This is a genomic window from Gordonia sp. CNJ-863 (assembly GCF_001942325.1).
Taxonomy (GTDB): Bacteria; Actinomycetota; Actinomycetes; order Mycobacteriales; family Mycobacteriaceae; genus Gordonia; species Gordonia alkanivorans.
The window spans coordinates 38,065-51,716 of the sequence record NZ_MKKG01000033.1 but is presented as its reverse complement, the minus strand read 5'-3'; the positions used below and the strand labels follow the sequence as shown (position 1 = coordinate 51,716).

Below are 13,652 nucleotides of genomic sequence, written 5' to 3'. Positions count from 1 at the left end.
AGCAGCACAGCGCCGACCATCGGTCGCGACCCTGAGATCCCACCGATCTTTTTGTCGCCGGCCCCTGACAGCCGCCCTCAGCGCTCGCGCTTCGTCGCGAAGAAGTCGACCATCAGCGCCCGGCACTCGTCCTCGAGTACCCCGCCCTTCACCTGGGGGCGGTGGGTGAGTCGCGGGTCCCGCACGACGTCCCACAGGGACCCGACCGCCCCGGTCTTGGGCTCCCATGCCCCGAACACGAGTGCGTCGACGCGCGAGAGCGTGATGGCACCGGCGCACATCGTGCACGGTTCGACGGTCACCGCGATCGTGCAGCCGGGGAGTCGCCAGCCGTCACCGAACGCCTGGGCGGCGGCGCGCAGGGCGAGAACCTCGGCATGAGCGGTCGGGTCACCGTCTGCTTCCCGGCGGTTGGCCGCGCGCGCGAGTTCGACGCCCTCGGGGTCGAAGACCACGGCACCGATCGGGACGTCGTCGGTACCCGACAAGGATGCGGCGTCGAGCGCCGCGCGGACCATGTTCTCCCAGGCGGGGGCGCTCATCAGGAGCCGGTCAGTGTCCGAGCGAGTCGAGAACCTTGCCCAGTTCGTCGGCGAAGCCGAGTCGGGCGGCGATCATGCCGAGCTGTTCGTCGGCGTAGAGGTCGGTGTCGCCGACGATGATGCTCATGACCGCGTCGGGCAGGCCCAGGTCGGCGAGGACCGCCAGGTCTCCCTCTTCCCACGGGTCGACGGTGTCGAGCTCGTCCGGGTCGATGTCGGGGACGTCGAGGTTCAAGGCGTCGAGGACATCGGCCGCGACGTCGTAGTCGATCGCCGCAGTGGCGTCGGAGAGCAGTAGACGAGCACCCGTCGGCGCGGGACGAATGACGATGAAGAACTCGTCGTCGACGTCGAGCAGTCCGAAGACCGCACCGGCGGAACGGAGCTCGCGGAGTTGCCTCTCGGCGTCCTCGAGATCGGAGAGCGCCGACGGCTTGAGCGCAGAGACCTTCCATCCGCTCTCGTCACGGACCACCGCGACGGCGAAACCGTCGATGTCGTCGTCCACGTCCTGCGCGTTCGACCCCGACTTCCCAAATCCGGCACCGGCCATGGGAGAAACCGTAGCCGCTATCACCGGCAGTCCCAAGTCCCGGGACGAGCAGCGATCAAGGTATGGGAACGTTGTCGGCGTGACTGCTGACTCGTCGTCCTCGCGTTCTGTGCCCACGACGCCGGTGTGCGTGCTGGGTCTGGGTCTGATCGGCGGCTCGCTGCTGCGCGTCCTGCACGACGCCGGCCACGAGACGTTCGGCTACAACCGCTCGTCGGCGACCGTCGAGGCAGCGACCGCCGACGGGTACCAGGCGTCGACAGATCTCGTCGCCACCCTGCGCCGGGCGGCCGAGACGGGTGCCGTCGTGGTGCTGGCGACGCCGGTCACGACCATCGAGCCGATCCTCTCGGCCATCGCCGAACATGCGCCCGGCGCGTTGCTGACCGACGTGATCAGCGTCAAGCAGGAAGTGGAGAAGGTGATCGCGCGGGCGCATCCCGGTGCGCGGTACGTCGGCGGCCATCCGATGGCCGGGACGAGCCGGTCGGGTTGGTCGGCAACCGATCCGACGCTGTTCCAGGGGGCGATGTGGGCGGTCACCACGACCGATCACACCGACGCCGACGACTGGCTGGCCGTCGCGTCGATCGCCCGGCTGGCGGGTTCGCGGGTCGTGCCGGTGGCGCCCGACGCCCATGACCGTGCCGTTGCCGCGATCTCGCACATGCCGCATCTGACGGCGGCCGCGACCGCGGCTGTGGGTGCCGGCGAGAGCGACCTGGCTCTGCGTCTGGCGGCCGGCAGTTTCCGCGACGGCACCCGGGTAGCCGGTACCGCGCCCGCGCTGCAGCGGGCGATGATCGAGGCCAACGGCATCGCCGTCCTGAATGTGCTCAGCGAGACCATCGACCGGCTGATCGCCGCGCGCGACGAGCTGCGCGACCACGGGACCGCGGAGATCCTGGTCGACGACGGGCATCGCGCACGCGTCGCATACGAGCGACTTCACGATGGCGAGCCGGAGCCGATCAGCGGGGTGACCATCGGTGAGCCGGGCTGGCAGGAGGAACTCCGCCGCCAGGCGCACCAGGGCAGGGTCTGGGTGGGTTAGCTAGACCCGTCGGGCGAGTCCCGGGTAATCGGTGACGAAGCCGTTCTCGTCGAGCGTGATGGTGGTGGTGGCCAACGGCGACACGAGGTCGATGCCCTTCGCGGTGGCGGTGTAGGACATCGTGGCCGCCTTGACCTCGCCGCTCGGCAGGTACATGTACACGACCGGGACGTCGACGGCCCCGTCTGCCTCGGTCAATGCCTTGCGGCGCAGCGGAAGCGCGTTGAACATCGGCGAGAGGGCGAGGTCGACGTCTTCGGCACCGTCGAAGTCCGACCGGATGATCTCGCCGTCGGGGCGCCGGATGAGCCAGGTGCCCTCGTTGTCGCGGGTGATGCCGAACTGGGTCTCCCCCGCTTCGCAGATGAGGTGCACAGTGAGGCGTTTGGTGACGCCGGACTCCGTGGTCTGCAATTCGTACGACGCCGAGAAGGCCTCATGGTCGTCGGTCTTGGCGGCGATGATCCGGCCGTAGGCCTTCATGCGCGCGCCGGAGACGACCAGGCGCACCTGTTCGAGTCGATCGGTGTCCTCACCACGCCACGTCAGCACTGTCTTGAACTCGTCCGTGGTGGCGGAGGACTGCCCGCTCTCGGGGGCTGTCTGCGGGGAACTCACACGTCTACGGTAGCGAGCCGACGGACCGATCACACATCGGACGTGCTGGTCACTCCACCAAGTGGACGACCGTGGAGACGCCGGTCAGGCGATACAGGAGGCGGTGCGTCGGGCCGACGACGCCGTCACGGTGTCCTCCACGACCACCTCGCCGTCGACGGTGATCGAGCACTTGGCGCCGCTCCCCGTCCCGGCGATCACGAGCAGGCGCAACGGATTGTCGCTGCCGGTGAACTCGACACTCCACGGATTCGACGGCGCGAACTCCGACCGCAGGCCCATCGAGTCGACGTAGAGGATGGTCGCCTGGCCGTCGATGGCGACCTCGTAGGTCACCGGCTTGTCCTGCGGGTTGACGCGCTCATCGGGTCCGCCGGGCGCCGACCGGCCGGGACCGTCGGGGGTCAGCCGCGGCGGCTCGAACGTGCGGGGAAGCGGGACCGTGTCGATCGTGGTGGGCGGGTCGGCGAGCGGCGGCTCGGTGGGCTCGTTCCGGAATATGCCGCTGAACCCGACGATCGCCACCGCCACCAGCACGACGAGTCCGAGACAGACGATGAGCGACGTCGTGGACACCTTCGGGATGCGGGACTCGTCGTCCGCCCCGGCTGTCGACTCGGCGGCGGCCCGAGCCTCTTCGCGTTCGGCCTGCTCGGCGATCCGGAGTTCGGTGTTCGTCGGCTGGCCAGGCGTGAACAGGGCGGTGCCGTCCGGGGCGTAGCCGAGCGGCGGGTACAGCTGCGGCGACGCGGATGTCTGCGTATACGGATCGTTGCCGTGATCCCGCGGGTCGCGGGCGTCGCGGTTCGGCCCGCCGTACGGCTGTCCCATCGTCGGCCTCCGGTCGAAGTGTCGTCTGTCTTCGACCTTACGGCGGGTCGCGATGGTAGTGACCCCGCGCGGTCCGGAAATACAGGTCGCTTGGGGTTCGATCCGACGCGGATCCGGTTGACCAAATGAAATCGGCTGCTTCTCGAAATGACTTCCCACGCGCGGACAGCCGGCCTCTGGGGGTCGAGGCGTCCTCGACCGATGCCGCGCTGCCGCCCCTACCCCCAGTATCTGGGGGCGGCAGCCCCCTGACAGGCCCCGCCGAAATAGTTCACCGAGTGAACTGATGCCACCTTCACACAACTGGAAACAGCGTGCAACAGATGGGCGCCGGCGCGTCGTCATCCGTGACCCGCTCGGTGTCCGAAAGTTTTTCCCTCTTCACCATAAGCGCTGGACGGGGCCTTGCCGCAAGACCCCCCACCGGGTGCAGAATCGCCTTCCCACCTGCCGGAAGTCCCACCCGCATCGCACCATCGGAGCCGCCTTGTCCGTGCCGTCCGCCCCGCTCGCCCCTGAACCCAGCACTGTCTTCGACCTGCCGCCCAGGCTGTCCGTCAAGGCTGACCCCGCTCTCATCGCCGACGACGAGCGACACTTCGCCTCGATCGCCACGAGCCTCGCCGAGAGCATCGCCGACGCGAACTCCCGGATCGCGGCGCTTCGCCGATCCGATGGCGGCGGCGGACGTCGAGCCCTGGATCGGGATCTGGAGATTCACGAGACCCTGTCCCGCGTGCGGGCTCTGAAACGCTTCGACCTCGAGGCTTGCCTGGGGCGCATCGTCGGCGCCGACGGTGAGGTGCTCTACATCGGCCGGCTCGGTCTCACCGATGCCGCCGGCCAAACCCTTCTCGTCGACTGGCGTACACCCGTGGCGGCACCTTTCTTCGCCGCGACCCTGCGTGATCCCGCAGGACTGGTCAGTCGACGCCGCTACCGCTGGACGCAAGGGCGGATCACCGACTACTGGGATGAGGTCTTCGTCGACGACCCGGCTGCTCTTGATCGTCACGCAGCTCTCGACGACCAGTCGGCGTTCATCGCCGACCTGGGCGCCGTCCGTTCGCCGCGGATGCGGGACGTGCTGGGCACTATCGCCGCCGATCAGGACGCGATCATCCGTGCCGGCTCCCACGGCGCGCTGGTCGTCGACGGCGGCCCCGGGACGGGCAAGACGGTGGTGGCCCTCCATCGGGCGGCCTATCTCGTCTACGCCGACCCTCGACTCGCCGGTAACCGCGGAGGGCTCCTCATCGTCGGTCCGCATCGCCCGTACCTCGCCTACGTCGCCGATGTGCTGCCGAGCCTCGGCGAGGAGAGCGTGCAGACGTGCACGCTCTCCGATCTCGTCGTCGAAGGGGATTCGGCGACAATGGAATCCGACGATCGCGTGGCACGACTGAAGTCGTCGGCGCGGATGGTCGGGGCTGTCGAGCCGGCGGTGGAGTTCTACGAGCAACCACCGACGACGCCGCTTGTCGTCGAAACGCCCTGGGCCGAAGTCACTCTCACTGCATCGGATTGGACCGAGGCGTTCGATGTGCCCGAGCCCGGCACGCCGCACAACGACGGCCGGGACGAGGTGTGGGAGGAACTCGTCTCGATCATCGCCTCGAAGCACGACGACGATGTTCCCTTCGGCGCACTGCGGCGTGCGCTCGCCACCGACCACGAGCTCACGTCGGCGTTCAATCGCGCGTGGCCGGTTCTGCAACCGGCGGACATCGTCGGCGATCTGTGGTCGGTGCCCGCCTATCTGCGCCGGTGTGCGCCGTGGCTGACACCTGACGAGGTGCGTGCCCTACAGCGCGACATCCCCGACGCCTGGACCGACGCCGACCTCCCGCTGCTCGACGCTGCGCGACGCAGGGTCGGGGACCCCGAAGCCGCCCTGCGCAGACGCCACCGTCGGGCGACCGTCGCGGCCGAGCGCGATCGCATGAACCAGGTGGTCGACGACCTGATCGCAGCCGGGGTGCACGACGACGGCGAGGGCCTCATGACCATGCTCCGCGGGGAGGATCTGCGCAACGCGCTCGACGACGGCGTCGTGGCCGACACCGGCACCGCGGACCCGCTGGCCGGACCATTCGCGCACATCGTCGTCGACGAGGCGCAGGAGCTGACCGACGCGCAGTGGCAGATGCTCCTCGACCGCTGCCCGTCGAAGAGCTTCACGGTGGTCGGCGACCGTGCACAAGCCCGTCACGGATTCACCGAGTCGTGGTCGGAGAGGTTGCGGCGGGTCGGGTTCGGCGACGTCGCCCTGGCGGGGCTGACCATCAACTACCGCACGCCCGAGGAGATCATGGGCGCCGCGGAACCGGTCATCCGCGCCGCGCTGCCCGACGCCAACGTCCCGACCTCGGTACGCCGCACCGGCCTGCCCGTCCGTTACGGACGACGATCCGAGCTCGCGGGGGTCGTCGACGAATGGTTGTCCGCGCATGACGAAGGACTGGTCTGCGTCATCGGCGACCCGGGCTTCGCCGAGAACGAGCGGGTCCGGTCGTTGACCCCGACCCTCGCCAAGGGGCTCGAGTTCGATCTCGTGGTGCTCGTCGATCCGGAGTCGTTCGGCGAGGGGATCGAAGGTGCCGTGGATCGGTATGTGGCGATGACGCGGGCGACGAACGAATTGGTGGTGCTCACCACAGACACGTAGATCACGTTCGTCGCCGACGAATGAACCCGCCACCGGGAGCCGGTGGCGGGTTCATTTTCTGTGCGCCCGTAGGGATTCGAACCCCAAACCTTCTGATCCGTAGTCAGATGCTCTATCCGTTGAGCTACGGGCGCGTGTTATTCAGTTGTACCGCCGTCGGCCGACTGCGGTGGCGGAGGCGAGAGGATTTGAACCTCCGGTCCCGTTTTAGCGAGACAACTCATTAGCAGTGAGTCCCATTCGGCCGCTCTGGCACGCCTCCTTGGCGGAGTCCTTTCGAACTGCCGGACGAAAGATTACACACCCGCTGCGTCCACAAGCAAACCGTTTGGTCAGAGCCGGTTTTTGCCCCTCTGGCGGGTCGGCCTACATTGGTCTGGTGAGCCTGCGAATCCGCCCCGATCTGGACACCCTTCCCGTCTACGTTCCGGGCAAGACGTTTCCCGGGGCCGTGAAGCTCGCGAGCAACGAGGTCACCGAGGGCCCGCTGCCGAGCGTCGTCGACGCCATCGCCGCCGCCGCGGCCGGAGTCAACCGCTACCCGGACAACGGGATCGTCGAACTCACCGCAGCGCTCGCCAAGAAACTCGGCGTCACCGAGGACGAGGTCCAGGTCGGCTGCGGATCGGTGATCCTCTGCCAGAACCTGATCACCATCACCAGCGGCCCCGGCGACGAGGTGGTGTTCGGCTGGCGCTCGTTCGAGACCTACCCGCTGGCCACCCGGGTCGCGGGCGCGACGCCGGTTCAGGTGCCGCTCACCGGCGACCTGACCCACGACCTCGACGCGATGGCCGCCGCCGTCACCGACCGGACCCGGTTGATGTTCGTGTGCAACCCGAACAACCCGACGGGCACTGTCGTCGAAGCGGCCGACCTCCGAGCCTTCCTGCAGAAGGTGCCGTCGGACATCCTGGTCGTGCTCGACGAGGCGTACTTCGAGTACCTGCGACTGCCGGAGAGCCAGGCCTACGACGCACTCGAACTGCGTCGTGAGTTTCCCAATCTCGTGATCCTGCGCACTTTCTCGAAGGCGTACGGCCTCGCCGGTCTCCGCGTCGGCTACGCGATCGCCGACCCCGAGGTCATCACCGCGCTCGGCAAGGTCCACGTGCCGTTCTCGGTGAGCAGCGTCGCGCAGGCGGCCGCGATCGCGAGCCTCGAGGCCGCGGACGAGCTCGTCGCCCGGACCGACGCCGTGGTCGCCGAACGTACCCGCGTGACCGATCGGCTGCGGGCCGCCGGCTACCGGGTGCCCGACTCGCAGGCCAACTTCGTCTGGCTCGATCTGGGCGAGGCCGCGATGGACTTCGCCCGGGCCGGCGTCGACGCCGGTGTGGTGATCCGTCCGTTCGACGGTGACGGCGTGCGCGTGACGGTCACCAATGCCGTCGAAGGTGACGTCTTCCTGGCGTTCGCCGAGAACTGGGGCGGAGCACGGGCCTAGCTGGCGGACCCGGCTAGAGACCGCGCGCGAGGGTCGGCCACGCAACCGCGAGGTCGCGTTCCCAGTAACCCCAGGTGTGGGTGCCGATGAGGCGGAAGCCATTGGTGTACGGGATGCGGGCGGCTCGCAGGGTCACCGCGAACTCGAGCGAGCAGCGGTAGGCACCCAGCTCCAAGGCCGACGACGAGGCCGTCACGACGTCCCGGGTGCCCTCCTCGGGTTCGATCCGACGCTGCAGATCGAGCGGGCCGATCGCACCCGACCCGGCGGAGAGGAAGATGTTCTTCCCGCGGAGTTTGTCCAGATGGTGGCTCGGGTCGTGGGCGCGCCATCCGGCGGAGCCGAACGGTCCCCACATGTTGGTCGCGTCGCCGCCGTCACGACCGACCGTCGAGCGCACATACGCCTCGTTGAACGGCCCCGACACCGGCGGACAGCCGCTGAGCGATGCGACGCCCGTGTACATCGCAGGGTTCCGTACGGTGAGCGCGAACGCCGCCTGCCCGCCCATGGACAGACCGATGATCGCGTTGCGCCCGTTGCCGTTGAACCGCTTGTCGACGAGCGGGGGCAGCTCCTTGGTCAGGAATGTCTCCCACATGGGCTTGCCGAGCTTCGCGTCGCGCTTCTTCCAGTCGGTGTAGAAGGTGCCCGACGCCCCGGCGGGAAGTACTACGTTGACGTTCTTGTCGGCGAAGAACCGGCCGGCGCGACCCTTGGTGATCCAGTCGCTGACGTCCTTGTAGTTGCCGGCACCGTCGAGCATGTACACCGTCGATCGCGGACCCGTCGCCCCCGGCGGGGTCAGGACGGACACGCGGATGCGGTCCTTCATGGCCGGGGAGTACACCCATACATCGGTGCGCAGGGCACTCATCTTCACGGTCTTGGCGATACGTGCGACGGGTTTCGGCTCGGTCGTCCGCGGTGCCGCGTGGGCCACCACCGGGGTCAATGCAGCCGTCATCAGCACACTGGCAAGGCCCGCGATCAAGCGCCTCGAAATCACGTCAAACTCCCTACCCGGCAAAACCCCGACCGCACCGGAAGTCACCGTTCGCCATGTAACTGCACCGCACCGGACAACCGGACACGTGGCGGACATCTAGACTGTCAGACTACCTGCTGGTCGGCAGGGCGAGACGCCGCGGAAGTGGCCGATCCGATACCAATCGCCACACAATCTCTGTCCCCGAGCGAAAGTCACGATGAACGCAGCGAAGACCGGTCTCGAGGACGGCGGGCTCGACGACTCCGCGTACGCGTTCGTCGCGGAGGTCGGGGTCCGGTGGTCGGACATGGATGCCTTCGGGCACGTCAACCACGCGCGCATGGTCACCCTCATGGAGGAGGCGCGCATCGCCTGGCTCCTGAGCGCCGGCGAGGAGTACGCCCCGCTGATCACCAGCGCGATGATCGTCCACGTCGACATCCGGTACCAGGCCCAACTCAGACACGACGACTCGCCACTGCGAATCGGCATGTGGATCAAGAACTTCCGGTCGGTCGACTTCACCATCGGCTACGAGATCCGCGGTGCACATGCCGACCCGGTGAGCCGCCCGGCGTGTGTGGCGAGCACCCAGATGGCCGTCGTCGACGTGGAGAAACACACTCTCCGGCGTCTCAGCCCCGGCGAGAAGGACTACCTCAAGGCCTGGTCACGACGGCTCGTAGCGAGCCGGTAGCTCCCGCGGTACGGCCGGCGAGATCCGGGCGATGTTGCCCTGCAACACATCCCGATAGATCCGAAGCTGCTCTTCGCCGCTGCGCACCTGCTCGGTGAGACGCATGGTGTTGTCGACCGAGATCTCCCGATCTCCCGAACGCGCGATCAGCGCGTCGATGCGGTCGTCCAACGTCATCGCCTTGTTGTATTCGGCGAGCACCTGGAGTTCGACGGCGGCCGACTCGACGACGTGCGCGACCTCGCCGAGTGCCTGGACGCGATCGATGAGTTCACTCCACACCGGGCGGAGCGTCGTCTCTCGCTGGTCTATCTGGGCCGCGAAGGTGCGGTCGAATCCGCCGTTGCGCTTCGCGCGGTCGAGGTCGATGCGAACAGCTCGCAGGCCGATCACGTCGGCGGCGATCTCGGCCAGCTCGGCGTGGAGGTTGACCTGGGTGCGCTGCACTTCGAAGTGGTCCGAACGCCACGCGGGGTTGCCGACGATGCGGTCGTAATAGTGGCCCGCGATGAACAGCAGTGTCTCGTAACCGTCGACGAAGGTCGCCGATCGCGGGGCGCCGGCCTGTGCCGCGTCGCGGCTGGTGGTCAGGAGCTGATCGGCCCACTGCCCGGCCTGCGGGTTGCCCGACTTCGCGGCGACCTGTCCGACGACGCCGGCGATGCGGTCGATGGCCGCCGTGCCCGCGCGTCGGACATAGCCCGAGGAGTTGACGTTGGGGGTCGGCGTGCACAGCAGGCCGGAGAAGAGCCGCTCGCGTTCCTCGATCTCGAGGTAGATGTTCTCGCGACGCTCGCGACGGATCGCGCGCGTTCCCGAGGCGAGGACGCCCTTGGCGGTCACGATGTGCTTCCGGGCGTCGTCGCGGCGACGTTGGAGACCGTTCAGCCGGTTGCGCATGACGGCGCCGACGACGCTCGGGACGACCGGGTTGGACAGCTGGTGTTCGAGCTGGACGATCGCGCGCTGCAGGCGGCGCAGGTCGCCGAACCCGGCGGGGACCGTCGGCATCGGGCGGCCGGTGGAGATCCTGCGCACCACGATCGCGCGGCCCCCGGGAGTCAGGTAACCGGCCGCGACGAGCAGCGCGGCGGTGTCGGACAGTTCGCGACGCTCACCCGGCAGTGCCGACCGGTCGCACCACTCGCGGATCTGCTCGCTGCTGCGCGCAGGCATCCGCCCCGACCCTCTCGAGCCCTGCCCTTCCGAGCCCTTGTCGACCATGCCACTGCCGCCTTACCTGGGAGATCGATGCGCCCCCCGTTTCCGCAAACACCGATTTCGATGCTACCCGCGGTTTCCGACACGCCGGGGTGACCGCGATCTCCTCACCCGGGCTCGCCCGAGGCGTTCGTGCTGTCACGATGTGGGCATGACCGATTCCGCCGAGGCCGGTACCGAACGGCACGCGAACGAGCGGGTACGCGGCCAGCTCTGGCGCGACGGCGAAGCCGTGGACGGCTTCGACATCGACGCGATCTCGGACTGCCTCGACACCGACGATCCCGACACCCTCATCTGGGCCGACCTCGAATGCCCCACCCACGAGACCCTGTCGAGGGTCGCCGCCGAGCTCGACCTCGATCCCTTCGCGGTCGAGGACACCGTCGCGGCGGCCGAACGCGTGAAGACGGTCATGTACTCCGGCCACACGTTCGTCATGGTCTACGCGATCGCCCTGCACGACGGCGCCGCCGGTGAGACCACGTCCGACGACGTCGCGGAGAACGCGTCGGGGACCGACTTCCGGGCGTCGTCGGACGGGCGCGCCCGCATGTTCGACCTGCACCGGATCTCGATCTTCGTCAAACGGAACGTTCTGATCACTGTGCGCCCGACCCCGGACTTCGACATGGACGAGGTGGTCCGGCGCTGGTCGGAGAGCGGCGCGACGCAACACGGCATGGGCGCGCTCGTCCACGGCCTGCTCGACGTCGTGGTCGACGGACATTTCGACGCGGTCCAGCGACTCGACGACGAGATCGAGGACCTCGAGGCACTGCTCTTCGACGAACGGGTCCCGGGCCGGGAACTCCAGCGCCGCACCTACGATCTGCGCAAGGACCTGGTCGTGCTGCGGCGGGTGGTCCTGCCGATGCGTGAGGTGATCGCCGGCATCCAGCGGCGCCGTCTCGAGAACCACGCGCCGCCCGAACTCGATCCCCACTTCTCGGATCTGTACGACCACGCCCTCCGCGCGTCCGAGTGGACGGAGTCGTTGCGGGACATGATCACGACCGTCTTCGAGACGAACCTGACGCTCGCCGACGCGCGGCTGAACACGGTGATGAAGAAGCTGACGGCCTGGGCCGCGATCATCGCGATTCCGACGGCCATCACCGGTTTCTACGGACAGAATGTGCCGTATCCGGGGTATCTCGCCACCTCCGGCTTCATCATGAGCATCTCTCTGATAGTTGTAATCGTGCTCGGCCTCTACATCACCTTCCGACGCCGCGATTGGTTGTGACCCGACGTTGAACTCCCCCGCCATCACGATCGATGGATTGACCAAGCGCTTCGGTGCGGTCACCGCGGTCGACGACTTGTCCTTCACGGTCGCGCCGGGGCGCGTGACGGGTTTCCTCGGACCGAATGGTTCGGGCAAGACGACCACCCTGCGAATGCTGCTGGGGCTCGTCGAGCCGACGGCGGGACGAGCACTCATCGGTGACCGCCCGTACCTGCAGATCCGGCGACCGGCGCAGGAGGTCGGGGCTGCACTCGAGGCGTCGAGCTTCCATCCGGGCCGCACCGGTCTCGGACATCTGACGACGCTGGCCCCGCAGGTCGGGGTCTCGAAGGCGCGTTGTCGCGAGATGCTGGACTTCGTCGGGCTCACCGCGGCCGCGGACCGGCGGGTCGGCGGCTACTCGATGGGCATGCGCCAGCGACTCGGGCTGGCCACCGCACTTCTCGGCGACCCGGGGGTCATCCTGCTCGACGAACCGGCTAACGGTCTCGATCCCCAGGGCATCGTCTGGTTGCGCGGACTCCTTCGATCGCTGGCCCACGAGGGGCGCACGGTGCTCTTGTCGAGTCACGTTCTGGCAGAGGTACGCAGCACCGTCGACGACGTGGTGGTCATCAGCAACGGTCGACTCGTCCGCGCGTCCACACTGACCGAGTTCGAGGACCTCGCGGTTCACGCGGTCGGGGTCCGCACGCCGAGCCCCGCGTCGTTTGTGGCCCTGGCGCGCGAACGCCACTGGCGAATCGAGGACGCCCCCGGGGGGTTCCGCATCCACGGCGTCGACACCGCGACCGTCGGCTCCGCGGCATTCGGCGCCGGGATCGAGTTGCACGAACTCACCGACGCCGGAGCCGATCTCGAGACCGTCTTCCTGCAACTGACCGGTTCGGCCACGCCGTCGATGGGAGCTGTGCGATGAAGGCGGCGCTGGTCGCGGAATACCGCAAGTTCGTCTCCACCAGGATGTGGTGGGTGCTGCTCATCGCGATGGTCGGATACCTGGCGTTCATCGGTGCCGTCCTTGCCTTTTCGATGACCGCTGACGATGCGATGAATCAGCCGGTGCTGCTCTCGGGTGGCGACCTCGCGCGGTCGATCTACGCACTGACCTCACCGATCGGATATGTCTTCGCGCTGGTGATCGGCAGCTTGGCGGTGACCGGCGAGTTCCGGCACAAGACCATCACCGCCAGCCTCCTGGTGGAACCGCGACGCGGAATCCTGTTGGTGGCCAAGTTGATCGCGGGTATTCCGATCGGCGCGCTGTACGGCATCCTCGGCACGCTCGCGGTGGTGGCGACCGCCGCGCCGGTCCTCGCGCTCCTCGGGGACGGCGCCTTCCTCGGCGACACGTCGACCATCGAGGTCATCGTCCTGTCGATGCTCGTGATGGTGTTGTGGACGGCGCTGGGCGTCGCCTTCGGGGCGGTGGTCTCAAATCAGGTCGCCTCGATCGTCATCCTGCTGGCGTTCACCCAGCTCGTCGAACCGATCGCCCGGATCGCGCTGGCCTCCTTCGACGCCACCACGTCGGTGTCGAAGTTCCTGCCCGGGTCGGCGGCCGACGCCCTGGTCGGCACGAGCTTCTACGCCAGCATGGGTGAGGGCGCCGGGGATCTGCTCCCGCAGTGGGCCGGTGCTCTCGTGATGCTGGTGTACATCGCCGCGTTCGCGGTGATCGGGCGGTACACCACGCTGCGACGCGACATCGCTTAGCTCCCGCATCAACGGGGCGTGTGCCGAGCCCGTCGTTGCAATCCGGTCACAACACCTGTCCC

At 68.1% G+C, this 13,652-nt stretch carries 13 protein-coding genes and 2 tRNA genes; 7 read left to right on the top strand and 8 right to left on the bottom strand.

Translation table 11 applies throughout. From position 1 onward, the window contains the following. Positions 1–77: 77 nt before the first annotated feature. Positions 78–542: a nucleoside deaminase gene (locus tag BJF87_RS16025; RefSeq protein WP_006358719.1), complete on the bottom strand. Its 465-nt coding sequence runs from the start codon at positions 540–542 to the stop codon at positions 78–80. Between the two features lie 10 nt (positions 543–552). Beyond that, positions 553–1,095, bottom strand: coding sequence for a tRNA adenosine deaminase-associated protein (locus tag BJF87_RS16020; RefSeq protein ID WP_006358720.1), 543 nt, complete (start codon positions 1,093–1,095; stop codon positions 553–555). 79 nt (positions 1,096–1,174) lie between these two features. On the opposite strand from BJF87_RS16020, the gene BJF87_RS16015 reads away from it, so the two are divergent. Next, positions 1,175–2,149 carry a prephenate dehydrogenase gene (locus BJF87_RS16015; protein ID WP_035754337.1) on the top strand — a complete coding sequence of 325 codons (975 nt, stop codon included), beginning with the start codon at positions 1,175–1,177 and terminating at the stop codon, positions 2,147–2,149. Here BJF87_RS16015 and BJF87_RS16010 read toward each other — a convergent pair whose 3' ends face one another. Both BJF87_RS16010 and BJF87_RS16005 read right to left on the bottom strand, forming a co-directional pair. Further along, complete coding sequence (locus BJF87_RS16010; RefSeq protein ID WP_075863543.1) at positions 2,150–2,800, bottom strand: putative glycolipid-binding domain-containing protein; 651 nt, start codon at positions 2,798–2,800, stop codon at positions 2,150–2,152. It lies immediately after the preceding gene. Positions 2,801–2,851: 51 nt separating this feature from the next. Further along, entirely contained in the window at positions 2,852–3,598 is a 747-nt protein-coding gene (locus tag BJF87_RS16005) for a hypothetical protein (protein ID WP_035754333.1), read from the bottom strand. Positions 3,599–4,085: 487 nt separating this feature from the next. Here BJF87_RS16005 and helR point away from each other — a divergent pair, with 487 nt between their 5' ends. Next, positions 4,086–6,266: an RNA polymerase recycling motor ATPase HelR gene (gene helR / locus BJF87_RS16000; protein WP_084813222.1), complete on the top strand. Its 2,181-nt coding sequence runs from the start codon at positions 4,086–4,088 to the stop codon at positions 6,264–6,266. A 61-nt stretch (positions 6,267–6,327) separates the two neighbouring features. On the opposite strand, the gene BJF87_RS15995 is transcribed toward helR, so the two are convergent. Both BJF87_RS15995 and BJF87_RS15990 read right to left on the bottom strand, forming a co-directional pair. Then, positions 6,328–6,400, bottom strand: a tRNA-Arg gene (locus tag BJF87_RS15995). Positions 6,401–6,436: 36 nt separating this feature from the next. Beyond that, positions 6,437–6,528: transfer RNA gene (locus BJF87_RS15990), tRNA-Ser, on the bottom strand. Between the two features lie 117 nt (positions 6,529–6,645). Between BJF87_RS15990 and hisC the strand changes: the two genes are divergently transcribed. After that, positions 6,646–7,713 (top strand): histidinol-phosphate transaminase, encoded by a 1,068-nt coding sequence (hisC, locus tag BJF87_RS15985; RefSeq protein WP_075863541.1) that lies wholly within the window; start codon positions 6,646–6,648, stop codon positions 7,711–7,713. Between the two features lie 13 nt (positions 7,714–7,726). Here the strand turns inward: hisC and BJF87_RS15980 are convergent, their stop codons facing one another. Next, positions 7,727–8,680: an alpha/beta hydrolase family protein gene (locus BJF87_RS15980; RefSeq protein ID WP_262339018.1), complete on the bottom strand. Its 954-nt coding sequence runs from the start codon at positions 8,678–8,680 to the stop codon at positions 7,727–7,729. A gap of 241 nt (positions 8,681–8,921) precedes the next feature. Between BJF87_RS15980 and BJF87_RS15975 the strand changes: the two genes are divergently transcribed. Further along, on the top strand, positions 8,922–9,401 hold the full coding sequence (locus BJF87_RS15975; protein ID WP_075863539.1) for a thioesterase family protein: 480 nt from the start codon (positions 8,922–8,924) through the stop codon (positions 9,399–9,401). Here BJF87_RS15975 and BJF87_RS15970 read toward each other — a convergent pair. Next, on the bottom strand, positions 9,375–10,625 hold the full coding sequence (locus BJF87_RS15970) for a hypothetical protein (RefSeq protein WP_006358729.1): 1,251 nt from the start codon (positions 10,623–10,625) through the stop codon (positions 9,375–9,377). The two genes, BJF87_RS15975 and BJF87_RS15970, sit on opposite strands and share 27 nt — an antisense overlap. A gap of 148 nt (positions 10,626–10,773) precedes the next feature. On the opposite strand from BJF87_RS15970, the gene BJF87_RS15965 reads away from it, so the two are divergent. From BJF87_RS15965 to BJF87_RS15955, 3 genes are read left to right on the top strand one after another with little or no spacing between them, the layout of a single operon-like run. After that, entirely contained in the window at positions 10,774–11,871 is a 1,098-nt protein-coding gene (locus tag BJF87_RS15965; RefSeq protein WP_035754322.1) for a magnesium transporter CorA family protein, read from the top strand. 7 nt (positions 11,872–11,878) lie between these two features. Next, the gene (locus tag BJF87_RS15960) at positions 11,879–12,793 is read left to right on the top strand and encodes an ABC transporter ATP-binding protein (protein WP_035754320.1); all 915 of its coding nucleotides are present in this window, start codon (positions 11,879–11,881) and stop codon (positions 12,791–12,793) included. Further along, positions 12,790–13,590, top strand: coding sequence for an ABC transporter permease subunit (locus tag BJF87_RS15955; protein WP_035754319.1), 801 nt, complete (start codon positions 12,790–12,792; stop codon positions 13,588–13,590). The genes BJF87_RS15960 and BJF87_RS15955 overlap by 4 nt, the downstream gene beginning before the upstream one ends. The last annotated feature ends 62 nt before the right edge of the window (positions 13,591–13,652 follow it).